Annotated in this window: 20 protein-coding genes, 2 tRNA genes and 3 rRNA genes; 9 read left to right on the top strand and 16 right to left on the bottom strand. The window is 43.5% G+C overall.

Annotated features, from left to right (window positions below; all coding sequences use genetic code 11):
• Window positions 1-58: 58 nt before the first annotated feature.
• From rrf to def, 8 genes are all read right to left on the bottom strand, one after another.
• Window positions 59-173, bottom strand: a 5S ribosomal RNA gene (rrf, locus tag AC4MC0_RS16350).
• 175 nt (window positions 174-348) lie between these two features.
• Window positions 349-3,242, bottom strand: a 23S ribosomal RNA gene (locus AC4MC0_RS16355).
• A 420-nt stretch (window positions 3,243-3,662) separates the two neighbouring features.
• Window positions 3,663-3,738: transfer RNA gene (locus AC4MC0_RS16360), tRNA-Ala, on the bottom strand.
• Between the two features lie 68 nt (window positions 3,739-3,806).
• Window positions 3,807-3,883 (bottom strand) — tRNA-Ile (locus tag AC4MC0_RS16365).
• 61 nt (window positions 3,884-3,944) lie between these two features.
• Window positions 3,945-5,482, bottom strand: a 16S ribosomal RNA gene (locus AC4MC0_RS16370).
• Together the 16S, 23S and 5S rRNA genes with 2 tRNA genes alongside form the textbook arrangement of a ribosomal RNA operon.
• 714 nt (window positions 5,483-6,196) lie before the next feature.
• Complete coding sequence (locus AC4MC0_RS16375) at window positions 6,197-8,218, bottom strand: TonB-dependent copper receptor (protein ID WP_335999895.1); 2,022 nt, start codon at window positions 8,216-8,218, stop codon at window positions 6,197-6,199.
• A 72-nt stretch (window positions 8,219-8,290) separates the two neighbouring features.
• Window positions 8,291-8,728 (bottom strand): DUF2946 family protein, encoded by a 438-nt coding sequence (locus AC4MC0_RS16380; RefSeq protein ID WP_078389804.1) that lies wholly within the window; start codon window positions 8,726-8,728, stop codon window positions 8,291-8,293.
• Between the two features lie 90 nt (window positions 8,729-8,818).
• On the bottom strand, window positions 8,819-9,352 hold the full coding sequence (def, locus tag AC4MC0_RS16385) for a peptide deformylase (protein ID WP_205667332.1): 534 nt from the start codon (window positions 9,350-9,352) through the stop codon (window positions 8,819-8,821).
• A 120-nt stretch (window positions 9,353-9,472) separates the two neighbouring features.
• On the opposite strand from def, the gene AC4MC0_RS16390 reads away from it, so the two are divergent.
• From AC4MC0_RS16390 to tsaC, 3 genes are read left to right on the top strand one after another with little or no spacing between them, the layout of a single operon-like run.
• Window positions 9,473-10,627, top strand: a complete 1,155-nt coding sequence (locus AC4MC0_RS16390; protein WP_335999890.1) for a LysM peptidoglycan-binding domain-containing protein — start codon at window positions 9,473-9,475, stop codon at window positions 10,625-10,627.
• 22 nt (window positions 10,628-10,649) lie between these two features.
• Entirely contained in the window at window positions 10,650-11,783 is a 1,134-nt protein-coding gene (dprA, locus tag AC4MC0_RS16395) for a DNA-processing protein DprA (RefSeq protein ID WP_335999888.1), read from the top strand.
• A 45-nt stretch (window positions 11,784-11,828) separates the two neighbouring features.
• Window positions 11,829-12,398 (top strand): L-threonylcarbamoyladenylate synthase type 1 TsaC, encoded by a 570-nt coding sequence (tsaC, locus tag AC4MC0_RS16400; RefSeq protein ID WP_335999886.1) that lies wholly within the window; start codon window positions 11,829-11,831, stop codon window positions 12,396-12,398.
• A 399-nt stretch (window positions 12,399-12,797) separates the two neighbouring features.
• Here the strand turns inward: tsaC and AC4MC0_RS16405 are convergent, their stop codons facing one another.
• Complete coding sequence (locus tag AC4MC0_RS16405) at window positions 12,798-13,718, bottom strand: DMT family transporter (protein ID WP_335999884.1); 921 nt, start codon at window positions 13,716-13,718, stop codon at window positions 12,798-12,800.
• Window positions 13,719-14,054: 336 nt separating this feature from the next.
• On the opposite strand from AC4MC0_RS16405, the gene AC4MC0_RS16410 reads away from it, so the two are divergent.
• The 6 genes from AC4MC0_RS16410 (at window position 14,055) to AC4MC0_RS16435 (ending at window position 18,137) form a co-directional block, all read left to right on the top strand.
• Complete coding sequence (locus tag AC4MC0_RS16410; RefSeq protein ID WP_078426304.1) at window positions 14,055-14,609, top strand: PM1805 family lipoprotein; 555 nt, start codon at window positions 14,055-14,057, stop codon at window positions 14,607-14,609.
• Between the two features lie 123 nt (window positions 14,610-14,732).
• The gene (locus AC4MC0_RS16415; protein ID WP_004984048.1) at window positions 14,733-15,278 is read left to right on the top strand and encodes a glutathione peroxidase; all 546 of its coding nucleotides are present in this window, start codon (window positions 14,733-14,735) and stop codon (window positions 15,276-15,278) included.
• Window positions 15,279-15,476: 198 nt separating this feature from the next.
• Entirely contained in the window at window positions 15,477-15,860 is a 384-nt protein-coding gene (locus AC4MC0_RS16420) for an RcnB family protein (RefSeq protein ID WP_078426311.1), read from the top strand.
• Window positions 15,861-15,995: 135 nt separating this feature from the next.
• A complete protein-coding gene (locus tag AC4MC0_RS16425) occupies window positions 15,996-16,586 on the top strand; it encodes a PM1805 family lipoprotein (RefSeq protein WP_335999880.1) in 591 nt (196 codons plus the stop codon).
• A 90-nt stretch (window positions 16,587-16,676) separates the two neighbouring features.
• The gene (locus tag AC4MC0_RS16430; RefSeq protein WP_335999878.1) at window positions 16,677-17,120 is read left to right on the top strand and encodes an AAA family ATPase; all 444 of its coding nucleotides are present in this window, start codon (window positions 16,677-16,679) and stop codon (window positions 17,118-17,120) included.
• Between the two features lie 81 nt (window positions 17,121-17,201).
• Entirely contained in the window at window positions 17,202-18,137 is a 936-nt protein-coding gene (locus AC4MC0_RS16435; protein WP_335999876.1) for a hypothetical protein, read from the top strand.
• A 31-nt stretch (window positions 18,138-18,168) separates the two neighbouring features.
• Here the strand turns inward: AC4MC0_RS16435 and AC4MC0_RS16440 are convergent, their stop codons facing one another.
• The 7 genes from AC4MC0_RS16440 to AC4MC0_RS16470 form a co-directional block, all read right to left on the bottom strand.
• Window positions 18,169-18,489, bottom strand: coding sequence for a hypothetical protein (locus AC4MC0_RS16440; RefSeq protein WP_168159508.1), 321 nt, complete (start codon window positions 18,487-18,489; stop codon window positions 18,169-18,171).
• 357 nt (window positions 18,490-18,846) lie between these two features.
• A complete protein-coding gene (locus AC4MC0_RS16445) occupies window positions 18,847-19,266 on the bottom strand; it encodes a F0F1 ATP synthase subunit epsilon (protein WP_058868679.1) in 420 nt (139 codons plus the stop codon).
• A 26-nt stretch (window positions 19,267-19,292) separates the two neighbouring features.
• Complete coding sequence (gene atpD, locus AC4MC0_RS16450) at window positions 19,293-20,687, bottom strand: F0F1 ATP synthase subunit beta (protein ID WP_004684425.1); 1,395 nt, start codon at window positions 20,685-20,687, stop codon at window positions 19,293-19,295.
• 26 nt (window positions 20,688-20,713) lie between these two features.
• On the bottom strand, window positions 20,714-21,583 hold the full coding sequence (gene atpG / locus AC4MC0_RS16455; protein ID WP_201702154.1) for a F0F1 ATP synthase subunit gamma: 870 nt from the start codon (window positions 21,581-21,583) through the stop codon (window positions 20,714-20,716).
• A gap of 88 nt (window positions 21,584-21,671) precedes the next feature.
• A complete protein-coding gene (gene atpA, locus AC4MC0_RS16460; RefSeq protein WP_004684423.1) occupies window positions 21,672-23,216 on the bottom strand; it encodes a F0F1 ATP synthase subunit alpha in 1,545 nt (514 codons plus the stop codon).
• 44 nt (window positions 23,217-23,260) lie between these two features.
• Entirely contained in the window at window positions 23,261-23,797 is a 537-nt protein-coding gene (locus tag AC4MC0_RS16465) for a F0F1 ATP synthase subunit delta (protein ID WP_201702152.1), read from the bottom strand.
• 12 nt (window positions 23,798-23,809) lie between these two features.
• Complete coding sequence (locus tag AC4MC0_RS16470; protein ID WP_004684420.1) at window positions 23,810-24,280, bottom strand: F0F1 ATP synthase subunit B; 471 nt, start codon at window positions 24,278-24,280, stop codon at window positions 23,810-23,812.
• Window positions 24,281-24,291 lie beyond the last annotated feature (11 nt).

Here is a 24,291-nt window from a genome sequence, read left to right on the forward strand (position 1 = left end):
ATTTCACACATAAAAAAATCCCCCTCAGCGATTAGCGGAGGGGGATTTAGAATTAATGAGCTGGCGATGACTTACTCTCACATGGATAACTCCACACTACCATCAGCGCTAAGAGGTTTCACTTCTGAGTTCGGGAAGGGATCAGGTGGTTCACTCTTGCTATTGTCGCCAGCACAACTGTTTATGACTATTCGTTGGGTCTAACCTCAGAGCAGTGCTCTTCGTGCCTAACTTTCATCAAATGAGTTATTAACAGGTATATTTGAGTTGGATATTTTATCTAGCTTTATAACTAAATCAAGTTGTTTGCAGTGATTTGAACCACAACACCAACTGTTTGGGTGTTGTATAGTCAAGCCTCACGAGCAATTAGTATTGGTCAGCTTCACATATCACTATGCTTCCACATCCAACCTATCAACGTCGTAGTCTTCAACGGCTCTTTAGAGGACATAAAGTCCTAGGGAAATCTTATCTTGAGGTAGGCTTCCCGCTTAGATGCTTTCAGCGGTTATCCCTTCCGAACATAGCTACCCGGCGATGCGACTGGCGTCACAACCGGTACACCAGAGGTTCGTCCACTCTGGTCCTCTCGTACTAGGAGCAGATCCTCTCAAATTTCCAACGCCCACGGTAGATAGGGACCGAACTGTCTCACGACGTTCTAAACCCAGCTCGCGTACCTCTTTAAATGGCGAACAGCCATACCCTTGGGACCTGCTTCAGCCCCAGGATGAGATGAGCCGACATCGAGGTGCCAAACACCGCCGTCGATATGAACTCTTGGGCGGTATCAGCCTGTTATCCCCAGAGTACCTTTTATCCGTTGAGCGATGGCCCTTCCATACAGAACCACCGGATCACTAAGACCTACTTTCGTACCTGCTCGACTTGTGGGTCTCGCAGTTAAGCGCGCTTTTGCCTTTATACTCTACGCGTGATTTCCGACCACGCTGAGCGCACCTTCGTACTCCTCCGTTACTCTTTAGGAGGAGACCGCCCCAGTCAAACTACCCACCAGACATGGTCCTCGTCCCGGATAACGGGACAGAGTTAGAACCTCAATATTACCAGGGTGGTATTTCAAGATTGGCTCCACCGAAACTAGCGTCTCGGTTTCAAAGCCTCCCACCTATCCTACACAAGTAAGATCAAAGTTCAATGTCAAGCTGCAGTAAAGGTTCACGGGGTCTTTCCGTCTAGCCGCGGGTACACCGCATCTTCACGGCGAATTCGATTTCACTGAGTCTCTGCTGGAGACAGCGCCCCCATCATTATGCCATTCGTGCAGGTCGGAACTTACCCGACAAGGAATTTCGCTACCTTAGGACCGTTATAGTTACGGCCGCCGTTTACTGGGGCTTCGATCAAGAGCTTCGCTTACGCTAACCCCATCAATTAACCTTCCAGCACCGGGCAGGCATCACACCCTATACGTCCACTTTCGTGTTTGCAGAGTGCTATGTTTTTAATAAACAGTTGCAGGGGCCTGGTTTCTGTGGCTGCCAATAGCTCAAGGAGTAAATCCTATCACCGTCGGCAGCGTACCTTCTCCCGAAGTTACGGTACCATTTTGCCTAGTTCCTTCAGCAGAGTTCTCTCAAGCGCTTTGGTCTACTCGACCTGACCACCTGTGTCGGTTTCGGGTACGATTCCTATGTAACTGAAGCTTAGAGACTTTTCCTGGAAGCATGGTATCAGCCACTTCACTGTACAAGTACAGCTTGCTATCAGTTCTCAGCATAGAGTACCCCGGATTTGCCTAAGATACATGCCTACAACCTTCCACCTGGACAACCAACGCCAGGCTGACTTAACCTTCTCCGTCCTCTCATCGCATTACATAGAAGTATTGGAATATTAACCAATTTCCCATCGACTACGCCTCTCGGCCTCGCCTTAGGGGTCGACTCACCCAGCCCCGATTAACGTTGGACTGGAACCCTTGGTCTTTCAGCGTGCGAGTTTTTCACTCGCATTGTCGTTACTCACGTCAGCATTCGCACTTCTGATACCTCCAGCATACTTCTCAATACACCTTCATCGGCTTACAGAACGCTCCCCTACCACTTGCAATAAATTGCAAATCCGCAGCTTCGGCATATAGTTTTAGCCCCGTTACATCTTCCGCGCAGGCCGACTCGACTAGTGAGCTATTACGCTTTCTTTAAAGGGTGGCTGCTTCTAAGCCAACCTCCTAGCTGTCTATGCCTTCCCACATCGTTTCCCACTTAACTATAATTTTGGGGCCTTAGCTGGCGGTCTGGATTGTTTTCCTCTTGACTACGGACGTTAGCACCCGCAGTCTGTCTCCCGGATAGTACTCATTGGTATTCGGAGTTTGCATCGGTTTGGTAAGTCGGGATGACCCCCTAGCCGAAACAGTGCTCTACCCCCAATGGTATTCGTCCGAGGCGCTACCTAAATAGCTTTCGGGGAGAACCAGCTATCACCGAGTTTGATTAGCCTTTCACCCCTATCCACAAGTCATCCCCTGGCTTTTCAACGACAGTGGGTTCGGTCCTCCAGTTAGTGTTACCCAACCTTCAACCTGCTCATGGATAGATCACCCGGTTTCGGGTCTACACCCAGCAACTAAACGCCCTATTAAGACTCGATTTCTCTACGGCTCCCCTATGCGGTTAACCTCGCTACTGAATGTAAGTCGCTGACCCATTATACAAAAGGTACGCAGTCACCGAACAAGTCGGCTCCCACTGCTTGTATGCATGCGGTTTCAGGATCTATTTCACTCCCCTCACAGGGGTTCTTTTCGCCTTTCCCTCACGGTACTGGTTCACTATCGGTCAGTCAGGAGTATTTAGCCTTGGAGGATGGTCCCCCCATATTCAGACAAGGTTTCACGTGCCCCGCCCTACTCGACATCATCATATCAGCCCTTTCGTGTACAGGACTATCACCCACTATGGTTGCACTTCCCAGAGCATTCCACTAAAACTGATATGACTTAATGGGCTTTTCCCCGTTCGCTCGCCGCTACTGAGGGAATCTCAATTGATTTCTTTTCCTAAGGGTACTGAGATGTTTCACTTCCCCTCGTTCGCCTCGTATGACTATGTATTCATCATACGATACCTGCCTTATGACAGGTGGGTTTCCCCATTCAGAAATCTCCGGATCACAGGATATTTGCCGCCTCCCCGGAGCTTATCGCAGGCTATTACGTCTTTCATCGCCTCTGACTGCCAAGGCATCCACCACATGCACTTAATTACTTGACTATACAACCCCAAACAGTCGTTAATCCCTACAAGTAGGATTAAGACAGTCTATGATGATTTCTCATCACTTCCTTACAGTTTGTTGCTCTGTGTACTTAAACACTGTACAGCTTCAATTCAATTCACATACCAAAACGCTTGATTCAGTTAATTTCGCTAGTAACTCATTTCTTCAACCTTCATCAATCAGTAATAAATCACTGTTAATGTCGATCTTAAAAACGAGTATGAACAAATTATTTCAACTCAAATATATTCTGTTAATGATTTTTCCAGCCTTCGTCAGGTCAGGAAACTGTGATAAATCACAGAAGTTAATAAGTTATCTACTTACTAATTTCTGTAATCCAACCTATCTGCGCGAAGCATAGCTTCTTGCTTAAATTTCAAGGAAAAGCATGCTTTTCTTGTCTTGAAATTTGGTGGAGACTAGGAGAGTCGAACTCCTGACCTCCTGCGTGCAAAGCAGGCGCTCTACCAACTAAGCTAAGTCCCCAGCTTATCAATAAGTCAATGTCTCTGTTTTTCTGTATTCAGCATTTAATAATGCTTGTTAGTCAGATTTGGTGGGTCTGACAAGACTTGAACTTGTGACCCCACGCTTATCAAGCGTGTGCTCTAACCAACTGAGCTACAGACCCTCAGATACATCGTCATGAAGAACAACTTGTTGTGGATTCTTACCAATCGTCAATCTTTCGTTAAGGAGGTGATCCAGCCGCAGGTTCCCCTACGGCTACCTTGTTACGACTTCACCCCAGTCATCGGCCACACCGTGGTAAGCGTCCTCCTTGCGGTTAGACTACCTACTTCTGGTGCAACAAATTCCCATGGTGTGACGGGCGGTGTGTACAAGGCCCGGGAACGTATTCACCGCGGCATTCTGATCCGCGATTACTAGCGATTCCGACTTCATGGAGTCGAGTTGCAGACTCCAATCCGGACTACGATCGGCTTTTTGAGATTAGCATCCTATCGCTAGGTAGCAACCCTTTGTACCGACCATTGTAGCACGTGTGTAGCCCTGGTCGTAAGGGCCATGATGACTTGACGTCGTCCCCGCCTTCCTCCAGTTTGTCACTGGCAGTATCCTTAAAGTTCCCGGCTTAACCCGCTGGCAAATAAGGAAAAGGGTTGCGCTCGTTGCGGGACTTAACCCAACATCTCACGACACGAGCTGACGACAGCCATGCAGCACCTGTATGTAAGTTCCCGAAGGCACCAATCCATCTCTGGAAAGTTCTTACTATGTCAAGACCAGGTAAGGTTCTTCGCGTTGCATCGAATTAAACCACATGCTCCACCGCTTGTGCGGGCCCCCGTCAATTCATTTGAGTTTTAGTCTTGCGACCGTACTCCCCAGGCGGTCTACTTATCGCGTTAGCTGCGCCACTAAAGCCTCAAAGGCCCCAACGGCTAGTAGACATCGTTTACGGCATGGACTACCAGGGTATCTAATCCTGTTTGCTCCCCATGCTTTCGTACCTCAGCGTCAGTATTAGGCCAGATGGCTGCCTTCGCCATCGGTATTCCTCCAGATCTCTACGCATTTCACCGCTACACCTGGAATTCTACCATCCTCTCCCATACTCTAGCTTCCCAGTATCGAATGCAATTCCTAAGTTAAGCTCAGGGATTTCACATCCGACTTAAGAAGCCGCCTACGCACGCTTTACGCCCAGTAAATCCGATTAACGCTCGCACCCTCTGTATTACCGCGGCTGCTGGCACAGAGTTAGCCGGTGCTTATTCTGCGAGTAACGTCCACTATCCTAGAGTATTAATCTAAGTAGCCTCCTCCTCGCTTAAAGTGCTTTACAACCAAAAGGCCTTCTTCACACACGCGGCATGGCTGGATCAGGCTTTCGCCCATTGTCCAATATTCCCCACTGCTGCCTCCCGTAGGAGTCTGGGCCGTGTCTCAGTCCCAGTGTGGCGGATCATCCTCTCAGACCCGCTACAGATCGTCGCCTTGGTAGGCCTTTACCCCACCAACTAGCTAATCTGACTTAGGCTCATCTATTAGCGCAAGGTCCGAAGATCCCCTGCTTTCCCCCGTAGGGCGTATGCGGTATTAGCATTCCTTTCGGAATGTTGTCCCCCACTAATAGGCAGATTCCTAAGCATTACTCACCCGTCCGCCGCTAGGTCAGGTAGCAAGCTACCCTTCCCCGCTCGACTTGCATGTGTTAAGCCTGCCGCCAGCGTTCAATCTGAGCCATGATCAAACTCTTCAGTTAAAAATCATTAGTAGCTTATGGCTACAAATCTTGGCTCATCAATTTTCTGACAAATATTTCTCAAATAAACTTCGAGTAATTTTTACCATTCAATCAATGAAATATTTTCGATCGATCAATCAGTAAAAATCCACACAAGTTGTTCTTCATAATCTCTTAATGATCTTCTTACTGATTCGTCATCAGCAAGCTAGGTCGGCCATACTACTCTCTTTCAAGAAGAAGTCAACTGATTTTGTTAATTATTTTTAAACTTATTCAATACTTTCAGATTCTACCGCTTGGGCTAAATCCTTGTTTCTCAACAAGTTTTAATCAACATCACCGCCGATGGATGTGCATTCTACAGCATTTCTAATCCCTTGCAACACCTTTTCTCAATAAATATTTCTGCATGTTTATTTTTCAAACTCATAAAGATATAAGTATTTGTTATTTATGTAAAATATTTTTTAATAAATTTACCTACTTCCTAGTTAGCGCAATAAACCGCACCATCACATTCGCATAAATTAAACTTAATATATTGTTTTAATTCATTTAAATAAAAATATATCGAAATAATATTTAAATATTTTATTTAAATCGCTGTTTCTTTCTACTTTTTATGGTGAATATCCACTCACAATGCTGTTTTCTCAGTCAATTTCTATCTTAGAACCCAAAACAGCCATTCTATTTCTAGAATAGCTGTTTCCAATCACCAGAATATATTTAGAACTTCATACTGATACGCACCCAATAATTACGTCCAATATTGTTGAATTGTTCTGTTGCAGCATAACCAAAGCCTGAACTTCCAAGTTTATTCAAATGCTCGGCATAGTTTTTATTCAGCACATTATCTATTCCGACTGAAAGGTCTAGATCTTTTTGGATATTATAAGTCCCATTTAAAGACAAAGTTCCAAAACCTTTACTGTCTTCTAAATCGTATCCAATGATATTGCCTTCTCGATAGCTGGTACGATCTTGTGCTGCCACCACACGCCATAACAAACCGAGATTATATTTCTCTTGCACATAGCGTAGATTGAAACGCCCTTCTAATGGTGCAATTTGCGGTAAAGCGGTGTGATCCGTTATATTTTCACCCCACGCATACATGGCACTGATGTCCGCTTGAATTTGATCCGTCAACTGGTAAGCCACACCTGCTTCAGCACCTGCAATGGTTGCATCGACATTTCGGCTTTTGGCTTCCAACCGCCCCATTGAACCTGTCGGAGTATATGCCACCAATATATAGTCTTGAATCAAACCTGCATAAACTGAAGCCCATGATTTAAATGCACCCTGTTCATATTGATAACCTGCATCAAACTGCGCGGTTTTTTCATTCTCTAAATCAGCAAAGGTCGTACCTGTACTTTGATGGTATTTGGTACTAAACAATTCCCAATAATCAGGCACACGCTCTACATAACCCAAACCTGCGTAAGTTTTAACATGTTCCGCAAGTTCACTTTCAATTCGAACAAAACCACTTGGCAGGGTTTCTTTACGTTCTGTATCAGTGGCTAAGTTATCGATCTTCGCTTGATCGACGCGTGCACCTGTCACCAGTTTATGCTGATCATTGAATGCATAACTCAGCTCACCGAAAGCCCCATAAGACTCAAAATCCATATCTCCGACACGAGCTTTATTTTGATAAGGAGACATTAAGCTGCCACTACGTTTAGTATGCTCATTTTTTTGACTATCAATACCTGAAATAAGTTGCAATTTCCCCCAGTCCTGCGTCATAGCAACCCGTGCATTTAAAGTCCTACGAGCAACATTTGAAGCCATCGGCATTGACATACCATCTGCGGGATTAAATTTTCGCAAACTAAAATTATCCATGACATGATCGTTATAGCTATAGTCCACTTGCGCTTCGACTTTCTTGATCACCTCACTAATGTTTTTCTTTTCAACATGTAAACCTAGACTTTCACGAGCAAACTTAGAACCATCCATGCTACGTCCAGCATAAACAGCCTCACCATCACTCTTCCCACCTTTCAGCTCTACCCATGTGTCCTCATTTGGAGTCCAGCCCAGCGCGAGATCTGCATTCCACTTTTCCCAATCGGACGGAACCGTATTGCCAGCTCCATCTTGATAACTATCTGCAATCGAACGGTTGGCATTTAAACGTGCGTATTTCGTTTCATCACCAACAGCGGCTTCAACATTCTGATCCAAACGACCGTAAGAGCCAAGCATGACACTGGCTTGCCCACGATAAGGTTTCGCCGAAGTGAGCTGCTCAGGCTCACGTTCAAAAATAACGGTTGCGGCTGAACCGGTATGCGCATACTGAACAGTTTGCGGCCCTCTTACGACCGTGATTTTGTCGTAGCTTTCAGGAGAAACATAAGAAGCTGGATTATCCATACGGCTTGGGCATGCACCTAAATTTTCCGTACCATCTGTGAGAATTTTAATACGTGAGCCAAACATACCGCGAAAGGTGACATCACCATTCGCCCCACCATTTTTGATTTGGTTAAAACCCACAATACTTTGTAGGTAAGCTGCACCATCAACCGCAGGAATCGGCTGAGTGGGTTGTTTAGGGTCGGCATGTACAATCAGACCATGGGCATCATTGCCCTGCTGAGCTGTCACCACGATAGGCGCTAAAATGTGTGTGCTGTCTGCGTCAGCGGCAAATACTACGCTTGAAAAACAAGCAAGAGAAATCGCAGCCGCAAGAGACTGTAAAAAGAATGTAGGCTGAGCCATTTTTATTCTCACTGAATCTATAAATACAACTAGGCTAGAGTCCGTTAAGACCCGAAAAATATATGTCTAGGTTTATACAAACAGTGGCGGTGCTCGCCCTTGAGGCAGTAAGAAGAGTTGTTGCAGTGCAAACCAAACATGCGCAAAGGCTTTTTGGAATGCAATTAAACGGACTTGAATACGGTCAAGTACCGCTTTTAACTCTAAATCAGGCGGCAACACGAGATTGCCATATACCGTACAGTATTGGCATTGATGACTTGCATCATGATGATTGTGTTCAGCAGGTTGTGAACTGAGTTCATGCTGAGCCTGCATTTCATGATGATGTGTGGAATGCTTTTCAGCATGAGAACTGAGATGTTCAACTGGTTTGAGTAAAAGCGCACGCGAAATAGTTTCACAGACCGGCGCAATTTGATATTGCGTCGGTAGTAAAGGCTGTAAAAAAACAGCAATCTGTAAAAACACGGCTACACAAGACAGTAGCAACGCAGCTCTAAAAAACAATCCATTCCATCCGAATTGAGAACGCGGCCAGTATAACAAAGCCCAATCGAAATTGGGCTCACTTTAAAGATGATTTTTAAGCAAAAAAACTTAACCGCGTTTCACAGCCACTTTGTCTTTTTGGCGCTGACGGGTCAATTTTTCCACTTTCTCACGTGCACGTTGACGCTTCAGTGGTGACAAATAGTCGACGAACAATTTGCCATTTAAGTGATCCATTTCATGTTGAATGCAAACAGCGAGAAGTTCGTCAGCTTCGAGCTCAAATGCTTGACCTTCAAGGTTAATTGCTTCGATCTTTACGCGTGACGGGCGCTCAACTTTGTCGTATATTTGGGGAACTGATAGGCAGCCTTCTTCATAGGGCTGCGTTTCTTCAGTCAATGGGGTAACTTTGGGGTTAATGAATACCAAAGGTTGATCTTTATGTTCAGATAAGTCCATGACAATCAGCTGAATATGGCGATCAACTTGTGTCGCGGCAAGTCCAATGCCTGGCGCTTCATACATGGTTTCAAACATATCTGCAGCCAGCTGACGAATTTCATCAGTAACTTCTTCGACGGGTTCTGCAATGGTACGAAGACGGGGATCAGGAAAACTTAAAATAGGTAATAAGGCCATACTGCGTCCTCAATTATGCCATTGATCAAAAAACCAAATGAAGGGAATGCTTGATCAAAAAAATGTGTGTAATATCGTTATTATAACGCAACTACATACATAATTTTAGGAATTATGATAATGAAAAAGGTTTTTATGGGCATGCCATCTTTTAGTGCCTTGGGGTTTAAGCAACACATGTTAGCACTTGCGGTTTGCGTAAGTGTTGGCGCAGGCGTCATTTCAACAGCTCAAGCGGCGCCTACACGAAATTACAATCCACCTGCTTTAAAAGCCAATGCACCGAATGTTTATGTGGTGAAAAAAGGCGATACCCTGTGGGATATTTCTAAACGTTTCCTAAACAATCCTGTGCGTTGGCCTGAAATTTGGGCCAGCAATAGACACGTCAAAAATCCGCATTGGATTTTCCCAGGTGACCGTTTACTGATGTGTACTCATGAAGGCCGTCCAATTATTGGTAAAGATGAAGGTGATGGCTGTGAAGGGATTATTCGTCGTTATACAGGCGGCACTAAACTTCAACCTCAAGCACGCGTTGAGTCTTTAAACAATGCCATTCCTGTCATTCCACTGGAATACATTAAAAACTGGCTTGAACACAGCACTATTCTTTCAGAGGAATCTTTGGAAGGTACACCGTATATCGTTGGTGCTGCCGATCAGCGTGTGATTGCAGGTAAAGGTCAAACCGTTTATGCACGTGGCCAAGGCATTGAAGTCGGTCAACGCTACGCGATTTACCGTGAAGGCGAACCATACATTGTGACGGATGCAGAGGGCAAAAAACAAAATCTAGGTCTAGAATTGACTCAGGTTGCTTCAGCCATTGCCATTCGTGGTGAAAATGACATGTCCACTTTAGAAATCACAGATTCGTATACTTCTGAAGTACGTCGTGGTTATCGCGTACTGCCTGAATACGACGCCATGCTTCCAACCTTGTTCTACCCAACACATGCACAAGATGTGACTGGGGGTGGACAAGTGATTCGTGTTCAAGGTTCGATTGGTCTAGCTGCGAAGCATTCAGTTGTAACCATTGACCGTGGCACAGTGGATGGCGTTCAATCGGGTTATGTGTTCTCGGTTAATCAAAAAGGTCAAGAAATTCGTGATCCAAAAACCAATGAAAAACTGACCCTTCCAACGGAGCGTATCGGCAACATCATGGTATTTAAAACCTTTGACCGTGTCAGCTATGCTTATGTGCTCGACAGCGAACTACCAATGAACTTGGGCGCGAAACTTTCTCCCACTGTAGTGGATGAATAATCCGTTGCCTTAAGGTGTATATATGCTGAACTCTTTATCACATGAACAGATTGCAACAATCACCCTGTGGTATTTAGTTCAGCATTCTTTATCGAGCTTTCAAAAACTACAGCAACATTTTGGCACAAGCACAAAAGCTGTTGCTGCCTCCAATCTTCAGATCTGGCCAAATCTCGGCTTACACAAAAGCCATCTACAACGTGTCGCAGAAATCCAAACACCTGCTGGACAAACCAAATTACAAACTTTATTGCATGACGTCCAAGCCAGTTGTGATTTTATTTTGCTTGATAGTGAAAGTCATTATCCCTCGCAGCTGCTGCCCTATGCTGACCGACCACCGATTTTATTTGGTCAGGGCAATCCACAAAGTTTACTCCAACCTCAAGTTGCTATCGTCGGTAGTCGAAAACCCAGTCCGCACGGCAAACAAGTGGCTTATGACTTTGCTTATTACCTCGCCGAAAAAGGCTTTTATATTTGCAGTGGTTTAGCTGAAGGCATTGATGCAGCGGCACATCAGGGCGGCTTAAAACATCAACGCACTATTGCGGTGATGGGCACGGGCTTAGATCTCACTTACCCCTCCCAACATCAAACACTGCGTACGCAAATATTAGAAAATAATGGCTGTATCATTACTGAATTTTTACCACATACACCGCCTTTACAGCATAATTTTCCACGGCGCAACCGCATCGTCAGTGCATTGAGTTTAGGGGTTGTGGTTGCAGAAGCCGCACTCAAAAGTGGCTCTCTTGGTACAGCCAAATCTGCTGCTGAACAAGGGAAAACCATTTTTGCGATTCCCGGTCATATTTACAGTGAACACCATCAAGGTTGTCATCAACTAATCCGAGAAGGGGCGATTTTAGTCGATCATCCTGAACAAATCATTGAAGACTTGGCACTCCCCACTCAATGGCATAGCCAATCCCAGTCACAAGAAACCACCCCAAGCGCTAGTATTGAGATCCCATCTAATTTACTCGAACTTTATAATCAACTGGATTGGGTGGGACAAAATATGGATCAACTTAATTTCAAACTTAACACCGATATTGCTACACTCACTAGCCAGTTAATGGAACTGGAAATTTTGGGGCTCGCACAACAACAGGCTGGTAATTATCTGCGTTGCCGTTCCAACCAATAAGGTTCACAATAACCCTTTATGAATCAATAAAAGGTACTAAGTGTAATGATTACCACCTCTGTGACTGAAGCGGCGCAATGTTTAAAACAAGGTCAAGTTTTAGCATATCCAACAGAAGCAGTATGGGGTTTAGGCTGTGATCCGTATAACGAACAGGCCTTTCTAGATATTTTGCATATTAAGCAACGCCCGATTGAAAAAGGGGTAATTTTACTGGCAGGGCAAATTGCTCAAGTTGAACCGCTTTTAGAACATTTAGATCCCCACATCCGTCAACGAGTGATCGAGAGCTGGAGCGATCGCAGTCCATCAGAACGCGCAACCACGTGGTTGCTACCTACAAATGAACATATTCCAACATGGATTAAAGGCAATCATCCTAAAGTTGCTGTACGGGTAACCACGCATCCGATTTGTGTGGCGCTTTGCAATGCCTTTCAAGGCTTCATAGTCTCCACCAGTGCCAACCCCGCTGGATTGCCACCTGCCCGCTCATTACAAGATGCCAACCAATACTTTGCGCAACAAGTGAATTATCTAAATGGTGACCTAGGCTTGAGCCAAGAACCGAGTCGCATACTCGATGCCGAAACTGGAGCAGTGGTTCGTGCCTAAAAGCGTGCTATTTATCAGGATTTTTACTGAAAAATAGATAAAAAAAAGCTCAGCCATATAGGGATGGCTGAGCATGAAAAAGGATGTGTAATCACATCCAGAGGGTCTGAAAACTGATGAGCAAACACTTAATGTCCGTTTTGACATTCGCCTAAGTTTGCAGTGGACGTATTATGTAACAAATTACTTTTCTAAACAAATAGATTTTTTATATTAGAAACAGCGTTAAAACGCTGATTAATGAAGATAATTAAATTATAATTCAAATTATCTACCTATTTTTAATCAGCTTTTATATACATTAAATACATTAATCATCTAAAATAGCATTAATAAATTAACTTATTAATGAATTATTCTATTAAAAAAATAATTTAAATGATCGATTTTCAACCAAAATTAATCCATCGAGTTTACTAAAGGTGCCTTTTTTAAAGCTGTTTTACGCTGTGCCAGTAAAATGCCACAGATAATGACCACACCACCGACCGTATGATAAACCGTCCACGCCTCTTTCAACCAGACATAGGCAATCACTGCGGTAAAGACTGGCATCAAGTTCATGAAAATACTGGTTCGATTCGGCCCTAAATGGGTAATGGCCAACATCCACAGTAAAGGCGCAACCAAAGAAGGGAAAATGCTGGCATACATAACACTTGCCGCATTTTGACTATTGATTGAATCGAGACCGAAATAGGCAATAAAAGGTAAATGGTAAAGCAGTGCAAAAAAGATCTGCACATAGAGGCTCAACATCAAGGGAATTTGCAATTGCCACTTTTTCAAAAATACCCCATAAAAGGCATAGAAGAATACCGCAACCACCATCAGGACATCTCCCAAATGCCCGCCCGATTGAACTAGCCCTGCAAGATTGCCCTGCCCAATGATATAAACCAAACCTGCAAAAGATAAAATACTACCAATCATCGCAAAACGATTTGGAATATCTTTTAAAATCAGCAGTGAAACAAAAATGGTGAAGATCGGAATAAAGGCATTAATCAATCCCATATTGGTCGCAGTCGTATAGTGCGCTGCGGTGTAGGCTAAGCCCTGATACAACACCAGACCAAATGCACTTAGCACTGCCAACTGACCCAAATGCACTCGAATTAATGCCCACTGCCGACATAAAGGTCGCACGACAAAAGGTGTTAACAGAATGAAGGCAAAGAACCACCGATAAAAACTAATACTGACTGGCGAAATGAAATCAGCTACATAACGTGTAACGACAATATTGATCGACCAAATGAGTACGGCAATGATAGGGAGACTCAAAGCCCAATACATACGTTGTGTTGTGGTACTCATTCTTTTTCCCGTTTAGCTTTTGTTTGCAAAATTTAAATGAATGGTAAAACATTTTTATGATTTATTCGAATATCATTTTGGTATCACACATAATTGATACATTTATCTTAAAATATAAAATTCATAAAAAACATAATATTAATGCAACATAAAACTATACATTTCAACAAATTGATGCATTTCAGCAGCTTCACTCTACAAAAACACCATAGAACAATGTCAACGATCTCTGCATCGTATTGATGCTGTTCTAGCGAACGTATTTTTTTAATTGATTGGTCATTGCTCTTAGACTCTGGCCTACAAAAACATATTTCCCGATAGAAGGATGTCGTTATGAAAAAGTTACTTTTAACCACAGTTTGTATGGCCACACTTACTTTGGCTGCGTGCGAAAAAAAAGGAACTGAGCCAGCCGTTGAACAAACGACGTCTGCATCTGAAGCGACCTCAACCGAAGCAACTACTATCGTTGCTAATCATAGCAATAACAATATTGCCGATATTCAAGCCGATTTGTTAGCCGTACAAACGCTATCGAATGCCAAAGCTCAAGAAGCCACCGCGTTTCAAAAAGAAGTGAGTGCAACCTTAGAGAAAAAGGATCCCGCTCAAATTAAAAGTATGGTTGAAAAAACAGAAACCTATGTGAAGCAATTTAATGATGAATTGGATGCCTTAACCTTAAAAAGTGCTGAAGTAGATGCTTTACGTGAAAAAATGCAGGACGCCAATGATCTGGGTGTCGAGCTCACCAAAGAAAGTACAAAAACAACGCCAGATAGCGCGAAAATCACCGAACTTCAAAACAAAGCCACTGAATTGCAGAAATCGATCATTGCTGACGTAACGGCTTTAGAAGCGAAAGTCAAAGCAGCTCCAGCATCTTAATGACCTCCCTACTCTTTAAAGCAAGCCTCGGCTTGCTTTTTTGTTGCGATCAACCCGCAAATGGGCGTGACTTTGTCGAACGCTTCCAACACAATAAAATGCACATCGTATAAGGACACGCAAATGAGCACTTCGATTTATAACATTCCTGTCAAATCCATTCAGGGCGAAGACATCAACTTAAACCAATACCAAGGTAAAGTTCTCTTGGTGGTGAATGTGGCATCTAAATGTGGCCTCACACCGCAGTACGAAGGTTTAGAAAAACTCTATCAAGACAAAAAATCACAGGGTTTAGAGATTCTAGGTTTTCCTGCCAACAATTTCTTGGCTCAAGAACCGGGTTCAGATGCTGAAATTCAAGAATTCTGCTCCTTAAACTATCAAGTAGATTTCCCGCTTTTTTCAAAAATCTCGGTCGCAGGGGATGATAAGCATCCGTTATATGAAACGCTCACCCAAGCGGTGCCTGAACGTATTGGTGAAGGCCCTTGGTGGAAAGACTTGGTGGACTATGGTTTAACACCGAACGAACCACCTGAAGTGCTGTGGAACTTTGAGAAATTCTTAATCAATAAAAATGGCGAAGTGGTTGCGCGTTTTGCACCGGACATTACGGCCAATGATCCGCGTATTGTCGATGCCATCAATGCCGAATTGGCCAAATAAGCCTGAAGCTGTTTATAAGCAGTCGAATTTAACGGCTGCTTATATTTTATTTTTTTAAATGAGTAATGACACTCGAATCGGTTCGATCTTCATGATTTCTTCTTTATTTTGATGATTTTACAACACTTCATTCACGATCAATCAAATACTTCACTCTATGATGCATCTATCCGCTCAAGACAACCAAAAGTGAAGCTCATGAATACCTTTATAAAAGCAGCTATTTTATCTATCTCAACGGCATTGATTGCCCTTCCTACACTAGCAGCACCACAAGAACAACATCAGCAACATCAGCAACATCACGCAGCTCAGTCACACGGACATGCGCAACAGCAGACATCAAATGGACATCAACAGCCAACTCAAGCCACTGTAAAGAAAGCCAACCGTCCATCTCAAGACTGGAAAGCAGGTCAAAAACTCCCAAGCGCTTACCATAGCAATGCCTATAAAGTAGATCACCAAAAATACAAAAAACTCAGCAAACCGGCTAAAAACCAACAGTGGATTAAAGTGAATGGCGACTATGTACTGACAGACATTCGTAATCATTCCATTATTAAAATCATTGCTGGTTAAACTGCTGTAAATGAAGAGTGCTCAGGCACTCTTTTTTTTGTTTTAAAAAGTTTTGTTATGACTTTGAAAACCAGCATTTTATCTACACATTTTGCCCTTATATTAAAAAACACATAGCCCAATATTGATTTGATGATGAAAAAGCTTTTACAAAACTTAGTTCTTCCTTTTGCACTGTTTAGTTCAGGCATCCTACTCATTGGCTGTGAGCAAGCAACAGAGCCGAATCAGCAAGACATCCAGACTGAGACCTCTGAGCAAAACCAATCTGCGAGTACACAAAACCCTGACAAAGCTGAACTGAAAAGTGGCAACATGCTCTATATCGTGCGTGATGTGGCGGATATGCAATTAAAAGCAGGTGAATACGTCACTCAGCTGCAAGAAACCCAAAGTGACTTGCAGGCCGCAATTGAACAGCATGATCAACAACAGTTGCAAGAAGCCGCGACAGCTTTACAACAACAGCTTACAGGTTTCAATAATGCCTTGAATGGCCTGAATCTTAAAACCCGAGAAATCAATGATATCCGTGAAAAATTACTGTCTGCTAACCAACAAGTTTTAGCTTCGCCTTTTTTAAATGGACAAGTGGATTTTAGCCAAGTCGACTTTAAAAAGATACAACAGCAAATGGGCACGATCCAATCTGAAATGTTGAAACTGGCTTCAATGATGATTCCGCAACAAGCTGAGAATGATAGCTCAAACACAAACCAATCTTAAAATATGTAAATATTGGTGCTTTCAGCAATAGAGTAGGAGAAAATGACTACAACCGTTTTCTCCTACTTTGATTGAGGCACGATTTCACACATGCAGCTGATTATTTTTATGGGCATCCAAGCTTCGGGAAAATCGAGCTATTATCTGCTGAATTTGGCACATAGCCATTTGCGCATCAACCTTGATATGCTGAAAACACGGCATCGTGAAAAAATCATTTTTGAAGCAGGACTGGCCTCAAAAACCAAAATGGTGATTGATAATACCAACCCTACGCCAGCCGATCGTGCGCGTTATATTGCCAGTGCTCAGGCCGCAGGCTTTGAAATTGTTGGCTATTTCTTTGAGACTGAGCTTAAAGGTGCACTGGAACGCAACCACTTACGTGAAGGCAAAGCCTGCATTCCTGAAGTCGGAATCAGAGCCACCGCTCAAAAATTTGAACCTCCACACTACGCTGAAGGCTTTGATGCACTGTATAAAGTTCGTATTCTTGGGCAAGGTGAATTTTCAATTTCACCCATACAGATTTGAAGCTTTAATGATAAAACATTAACTATTTCTCATTTTTAGGCTACCATGTACAAATAAGAAACACAGAAAAACATTTTTATAATGAAAAAAGTCATTCTTGTGATCGCCTGTTTAGCAATCATCGTCTTTGGCGGGATGCACTTTTTAATGCCTGAAAAAACCACGCCACACTTAACCCAGTTTTTTTCTAAAGAGCATAAAGAGGTTCAACGTATTCAGGACTGGCTCAAATACAAACAACAACAGCAGTTACTTTTGGTCGATGTTGTAAGCCCTGTCAGCCCCAAACAACAAGGTGCTTATGCTGAATACATCAAACAAAAAATTGAGTTCAACCAGCAAAATATTCAGCGCCTGCAGCTCAGCCGCTATCAAAGCAAAGCGTTTAAAGAGCTACAACAGCTCGAAATTCATGCGCTAGAGCAATGGAATACCTTATTTCAAACGCATATTGTAGATGCTTTCGTCGAACAGCAACATTTCACTGAAATTCCAGCCGAAGAATACCAACAATTTGATGCTGAAGCGCGCTATGCCTTACAAAAGCAAGAAGTTTTGGTTCTCGAACACTTACAACAATTGCTGCAACACAACAGCCCATATCTGTCTGACATCGATCATAGCCTGCTCAGTGATTGGCTTTATTACCAACTGATGCAACATGAAATTCATCCGGTTATCTCTGAATGGTTGGAAGTCGAAACAGATATGCCTGATCGAAGCCGTCAAGATGCAATGCAAGACCTGAGACTATATAAGCGGTTTAACCCCAATACCGATGAATATAAGTACATCATGTCACTCGAAACACAGCTTTGGCATGCCGAACACCCATCTTCAAATTTGCTTGCACAGCCGTCCAATACCATGTCCAATTCGGATATCGAAATCGACCCAGAGATTGTGATTCCTGAAGATGAACCTCAAGTTGAGCAAATCAAAAAGTTGATTGAGACTCAACACAATAGCGTTAGCCGCATGATGTTCAGCCAATTGCGTCAAAGCTTTTTGAAATAAATTTAAAATAATGCTTTGAGCTCACACCTCATCAAAACGAAGACTGTTCCTGAGTTTTGCTCTGTGCTAACCATTCTTTAAAAGCCTTTTGCATGGCGTGACGCTCATATGGCTTGGCTAAACGTGCTTCCATCATTGAAAAATCACCCTTATAAGCTGCCTCAATCATGACTTTGGTCAGCTCCTGAATACTCGCGCGACCCCGATGTTCATATTGTAATATTTCTTCTGAAGTCAGTACCAAGTCCCAACACGACACCACTGAACTCATATCGACTGCGATACTCAGATAATAATGCTCAAAATCTTGGTAAAGTTCCCAAAAGTGGGATTCATGCGCAATCAGGTTCATCTTCATCTTCGCTTACAGAGAAGCTTTCAAAATATAACGTCTGTTGAATAAAAGATATGCAACTTTAGATAGCTACGTCCTTGCTTAACGAAATATATCAAGCATAGGAGCATTGATTCAGATGAATTTTAAAAATTGTGTATTCAAAATATTCTACAAGCCAGCGTACAGTTAAAAAACGAAGCACTATCATGCAAAACAAAGATTGCATGTATGCAGCAGACCAATCCAGTCCATTTGAACAATGACAACTAAGAAACCAACAAACTCATCATGAAATAAGCAATTAACGCCTTTTTATCAACAGACATAAAAAAAGCCACCTTTCGGTGGCTTTTTTTAATCTCAAACCGTCTCTTATTGAGCGCGGTTTTTGATTTTGCGGATGGTTTCCAACTGAGCAGCAGTTTCTGCAAGAGCAGCCAAAGCAGCAGCAGAGTCCAAGTCGCTCTTTTGATTTGCAAGCAATTGTTCAGCGTGTTTACGCGCTTCAAGAATTGCTGCTTCATCTAAGTTTTCTGCACGGACTGCAGTATCTGCAAGAACCGTAACAACATGCGGTTGAACTTCTAAAACACCACCAGATACATAGATTAACTCTTCTGTACCGTTTTCAAGCAGAACACGGATTGTACCCGGCTTGAGTAAAGTTACTAGTGGCGCGTGACCAGGCATAATACCCAATTCACCACCAGCACCTTTAGCAATTAGCATCGTTACAGTGCCAGAGTACAAAGACTCTTGGACACTTACAACATCACACTGCATAGTCGACATGAGAATCTCCTAAATTAGGTAACTAATTAAAGTTTCTCAGCTTTAGCAATTACTTCGTCAATACCACCAACCATATAGAACGCTTGTTCTGGAATGTGGTCATATTCACCAGCTAAAAGACCTTTAAAGCCACGAATCGTTTCTTTAAGCGGTACAAGTTTACCAGGAGCACCAGTAAACACTTCAGCTACGTGGAACGGTTGAGAGAAGAAACGTTGGATTTTACGCGCACGGTAAACAGTCAACTTATCTTCTTCTGCAAGTTCGTCCATACCAAGAATCGCGATGATGTCTTTCAATTCTTTATAACGTTGAAGAACGTTTTGAACTGAACGAGCGATCTCGTAATGCTCAGCACCCACTACTAGTGGATCTAACTGACGTGAAGTTGAGTCAAGTGGATCGATCGCTGGGTAAATACCAGAAGATGCGATGTCACGGCTCAATACTACAGTTGCGTCTAAGTGAGCAAACGTAGTTGCAGGCGATGGATCTGTTAAGTCATCGGCAGGTACGTATACCGCTTGGATTGACGTAATCGAACCAGACTTAGTCGATGTAATACGTTCTTGAAGAACACCCATCTCTTCTGCAAGTGTCGGTTGGTAACCTACTGCAGACGGCATACGACCTAGAAGTGCTGATACTTCAGTACCTGCTAGTGTATAACGGTAGATGTTGTCTACGAACAATAGTACGTCACGGCCTTTGCCGTTTTCGTCTTTCTCGTCACGGAAGTACTCAGCCATCGTCAAACCAGTCAACGCTACGCGTAAACGGTTACCCGGTGGCTCGTTCATCTGACCGTAGACCATTGCTACTTTGTCTAGAACGTTTGAGTCTTTCATCTCGTGATAGAAGTCATTACCTTCACGAGTACGCTCACCAACACCAGCGAACACAGATAAACCTGAGTGCGCTTTAGCGATGTTGTTGATCAACTCCATCATGTTTACAGTTTTACCAACACCGGCACCACCGAACAGACCAACTTTACCACCTTTAGCAAACGGGCATAGTAAGTCGATGACTTTAATACCAGTTTCTAAAAGGTCAGTAGAAGCTGCTTGTTCAGCATAAGAAGGTGCTTGACGGTGAATCGGCAAACGCGCTTCAGTCGCAACTGGACCAGCTTCGTCGATTGGGCGACCAAGAACGTCCATGATACGACCCAAAGTCGCTGTACCCACTGGTACAGAGATTGGAGCGTTAGTATTCGTTACGTTCAAACCACGCTTAAGGCCTTCAGTAGAACCCATTGCAATAGTACGAACTACGCCATCACCAAGTTGTTGCTGAACTTCTAATGTAGTTTCAGTGCCATCAACGTGGAGAGCGTCATAGATCTTAGGAACGCTGTTACGTTCAAACTCGACGTCGATAACCGCGCCGATGATCTGAATGATACGACCGCTACTCATTGCTGTCTCCTCAATTCAAAATAATGTTAAACGGCAGCGGCACCACCAACGATCTCAGAAATTTCCTGAGTAATCGCGGCTTGACGCAGCTTGTTATAAATAAGTTGTAGGCTCTTGATCAAATCACCTGCGTTGTCCGTTGCAGCTTTCATTGCAACCATACGAGCTGACTGCTCACACGCGATGTTTTCGATCACGCCTTGATATACCACAGACTCGATATAACGAACCAATAAGCCATTTAAAAGCTGTTCAGCTTCAGGCTCATAGAGATAATCCCAACCGTATTGACGATTAAGGGTCTTGTTTTCTTCAGCAGTTGCTAAAGGAACAAGTTGTTCGATTTTTTGATTTTGAGTCATGGCATTGACAAAGCCGTTTGACACAAGATAAATACGATCTAACTCGCCTTTATCAAACGCGTCTAACATCACCTGTACAGAACCAGATAACTGTTCAAGGCTTGGTGTATCACCGACATTTGTCGTAGCACCCAGCACTTTACCGCCGTAGTTTTTAAAAAACGAAACCGCTTTTTGACCAATTAAAGCAAATTGAACTTCAATTGACTGCTCTTGTTGCTGTTGTACGTGTTTAACCACTTTTTTGAACAAGTTAATGTTCAAACCACCAGCAAGGCCACGATCTGAAGACACAATGATATAGCCAACGCGCTTAACCGGGCGTTCAACCATATAACGGTGTTTGTATTCAGGATTCGCTTGAACCAAGTGAGCAATTACACGGTGCATATTTTCGGCATACGGACGGCCTTGAGCCATGCGCTCTTGCGCACGACGCATCTTAGAAGCTGCTACCATCTGCATCGCGCGAGTAATTTTCTGCGTGCTTTTGATACTAGCTACTTTGGCGCGAATTTCTTTTAAATTTGCCATACGCTTAACCTAGTATTCGAAGGCCCTTTCGAGCCCTCGAAGGTTGATCCGTGAACCAAACCAAAACTAAATCCAACTGAAGTTGAAATTAGTAAGTTTGAGTCGCTTTAAAGCTTTCAATACCTGCTTTGATTGCAGCTTCGATGTCTTTGTTGTAATCACCAGTTTCATCGATGTTTTGCATTAACGCAGCATTTTCTGAACGGAAGTAAGAGATTAACGCAGCATCAAAGTCTACGATTTTCTTCACTTCAACGTCAGCCATATAGCCTTCGTTAGATGCATAAATTGAAACAGCTTGGTCAGCAATTGAATATGGAGCATATTGTTTTTGCTTCATTAATTCAGTTACACGTTGACCATGTTCAAGTTGCTTACGAGTTGCTTCATCAAGGTCAGAAGCGAACTGAGCAAACGCTGCCAATTCACGGTATTGCGCCAAAGCAGTACGGATACCACCAGACAATTTTTTGATGATCTTAGTCTGCGCTGAACCACCAACACGAGATACAGAGATACCCGCGTTCACAGCAGGACGAATACCTGCGTTGAATAATGATGTTTCAAGGAAGATCTGACCGTCAGTGATCGAAATTACGTTCGTTGGTACGAATGCAGATACGTCACCCGCTTGAGTTTCAATGATTGGTAATGCAGTTAATGAACCAGTTTGGCCTTTAACTTCACCATTCGTGAATTTCTCAACGTAGTCAGCAGAAACGCGCGAAGCACGCTCAAGAAGACGAGAGTGAAGATAGAATACGTCACCTGGATACGCTTCACGACCTGGTGGACGACGTAATAACAATGAAATTTGACGGTAAGCAACAGCTTGCTTAGACAAATCATCATAAATGATTAGTGCATCTTCACCGCGGTCACGGAAGTATTCACCCATTGTACAGCCAGAGTATGGAGCCAAGTACAACATTGCTGCTGGATCGGCTGCAGCTGCTGCTACAACAGTGGTATACGCCATAGCGCCAGTTTCTTCTAGCTTGCGCACAACGTTAGCAATAGTCGATTGTTTTTGACCAATAGCTACGTATACACATTTAATGCCAGAGTTTTTCTGCGCGATGATCGCATCGATCGCCATAGCTGTTTTACCAGTTTGACGGTCACCAATGATCAACTCACGCTGACCACGGCCTACAGGGATCATTGTATCTACTGATTTATAACCAGTTTGTACAGGTTGATCCACTGATTGACGCCAAATTACGCCTGGTGCTACTTTTTCAACAGCATCAGTTAATTTTGCATCAATTGGGCCTTTACCATCAATTGGGTTACCCAAAGCATCTACTACACGGCCTAAAAGTTCTGGACCAACCGGAACTTCTAATACACGACCTGTGCAACGCGCTTTTTGACCTTCTTGAAGGCTTAAGTAGTTACCTAAAACAACGACGCCCACTGAATCCTGTTCTAGGTTCAGTGCCATACCGTATAAGCCGCCGTCGAATTCGATCATTTCACCGTACATTGCATCAGCAAGGCCGTGAATACGCACAATACCGTCGGAAACCATAACAATGGTCCCTTCGTTTTTAGCGGTCGCGCTGGTGTCCAGATCGCCGATACGCTGTTTAATGAGCGCACTGATCTCGGATGGATTCAGTTGTTGCATTGCGCTATACCTCAATCTTTTTAAAGTTCAGTCTTCATATGCAATTAAGCAAGAAGACGAGTCCGCATTTTTTCTAGCTTGTTAAGCGCAGAATCATCTATCACTTGGTCGCCTGCACGAATAACAACACCAGCAATAAGCTCTGGTTTAACTTCTACAGAAACATTTACCGCAGCTTCGAATTTTTTCTCTAAAGCATGTGCAAGTAGTTGTTCTTGTACAGAAGTCAATGGGAATGCAGATTCAATCACTACATCCACAGTATTGTTATTCTGTGATTTGAGCTGCTCGTATTCAGCAGAAATTTCAGGAAGAAGCGCCAAACGGTTGTTTTCAGCAAGCAATGTCAAGAAGTTTGACACCGCTACAGTTTGGTCTTCGCCTAATACTTTTGCAAAAAGACTTACCTGCTCAGCAGGAGTAAGCTCAGGGCGAGTTAAGAAAGCTGAAAATGCTTCGTCTTGCACCGCAGCACTGAGCAAGTTCAATGCAGATGACCAAGAGTCAGTTGCATTTTGCTCAGAAGCGTAAGCAAATGCTGCTTTAGCGTACGGGCGTGCCAACGTCAAGAGTTCAGCCATAATCCGCCTCTCTTAAAGTTTAGCAGCCAGCTGAGTCAGCATGGCATTGTGAGCTTCAGCATCAACTTTTTGGCTAAGAATTTTCTCAGCACCTGTTACTGCAAGATCAGCAACTTGTTGACGTAATTCTTCACGAGCAGAATTGATTTCTGTATCAACAGCTTCTTTTGCTTGTTGACGAATACGCTCACCTTCAGCTGACGCTTGAGTACGAGCTTCTTCTACCAATTGTGCACCGCGACGGTTCGCTTGTTCGATCAATTGAGCCGCTTGCGCTTTCGCTGCATCTAATTCAGCTTTCACTTGAGCTTGCGCATCCGCAAGATCAGCTTTTGCTTTTTCAGCAGCGTTTAAGCCATCAGCGATTTTACGCTGACGCTCACTAATCGCATTGATTAGTGGTGGCCATACAAATTTCATGCAGAATGCGACAAACATCGCAAATGCAATCGCTTGGCCAATCAATGTGAGGTTGATATTCATTGCTATTCCTC

It is taken from the genome of Acinetobacter sp. CAU_H_S139_7, from assembly GCF_058599305.1.

Coding starts and splice junctions, on each gene's coding strand:
- AC4MC0_RS16375 (WP_335999895.1), bottom strand. CDS start 8,218: ATGGCTCAGCCTACATTCTTTTTACAGTCTCTTGCGGCTGCGATTTCT.
- def (WP_205667332.1), bottom strand. CDS start 9,352: ATGGCCTTATTACCTATTTTAAGTTTTCCTGATCCCCGTCTTCGTACC.
- AC4MC0_RS16390 (WP_335999890.1), top strand. CDS start 9,473: ATGAAAAAGGTTTTTATGGGCATGCCATCTTTTAGTGCCTTGGGGTTT.
- dprA (WP_335999888.1), top strand. CDS start 10,650: ATGCTGAACTCTTTATCACATGAACAGATTGCAACAATCACCCTGTGG.
- tsaC (WP_335999886.1), top strand. CDS start 11,829: ATGATTACCACCTCTGTGACTGAAGCGGCGCAATGTTTAAAACAAGGT.
- AC4MC0_RS16405 (WP_335999884.1), bottom strand. CDS start 13,718: ATGAGTACCACAACACAACGTATGTATTGGGCTTTGAGTCTCCCTATC.
- AC4MC0_RS16410 (WP_078426304.1), top strand. CDS start 14,055: ATGAAAAAGTTACTTTTAACCACAGTTTGTATGGCCACACTTACTTTG.
- AC4MC0_RS16415 (WP_004984048.1), top strand. CDS start 14,733: ATGAGCACTTCGATTTATAACATTCCTGTCAAATCCATTCAGGGCGAA.
- AC4MC0_RS16420 (WP_078426311.1), top strand. CDS start 15,477: ATGAATACCTTTATAAAAGCAGCTATTTTATCTATCTCAACGGCATTG.
- AC4MC0_RS16425 (WP_335999880.1), top strand. CDS start 15,996: ATGAAAAAGCTTTTACAAAACTTAGTTCTTCCTTTTGCACTGTTTAGT.
- AC4MC0_RS16430 (WP_335999878.1), top strand. CDS start 16,677: ATGCAGCTGATTATTTTTATGGGCATCCAAGCTTCGGGAAAATCGAGC.
- AC4MC0_RS16435 (WP_335999876.1), top strand. CDS start 17,202: ATGAAAAAAGTCATTCTTGTGATCGCCTGTTTAGCAATCATCGTCTTT.
- AC4MC0_RS16440 (WP_168159508.1), bottom strand. CDS start 18,489: ATGAACCTGATTGCGCATGAATCCCACTTTTGGGAACTTTACCAAGAT.
- AC4MC0_RS16445 (WP_058868679.1), bottom strand. CDS start 19,266: ATGTCGACTATGCAGTGTGATGTTGTAAGTGTCCAAGAGTCTTTGTAC.
- atpD (WP_004684425.1), bottom strand. CDS start 20,687: ATGAGTAGCGGTCGTATCATTCAGATCATCGGCGCGGTTATCGACGTC.
- atpG (WP_201702154.1), bottom strand. CDS start 21,583: ATGGCAAATTTAAAAGAAATTCGCGCCAAAGTAGCTAGTATCAAAAGC.
- atpA (WP_004684423.1), bottom strand. CDS start 23,216: ATGCAACAACTGAATCCATCCGAGATCAGTGCGCTCATTAAACAGCGT.
- AC4MC0_RS16465 (WP_201702152.1), bottom strand. CDS start 23,797: ATGGCTGAACTCTTGACGTTGGCACGCCCGTACGCTAAAGCAGCATTT.
- AC4MC0_RS16470 (WP_004684420.1), bottom strand. CDS start 24,280: ATGAATATCAACCTCACATTGATTGGCCAAGCGATTGCATTTGCGATG.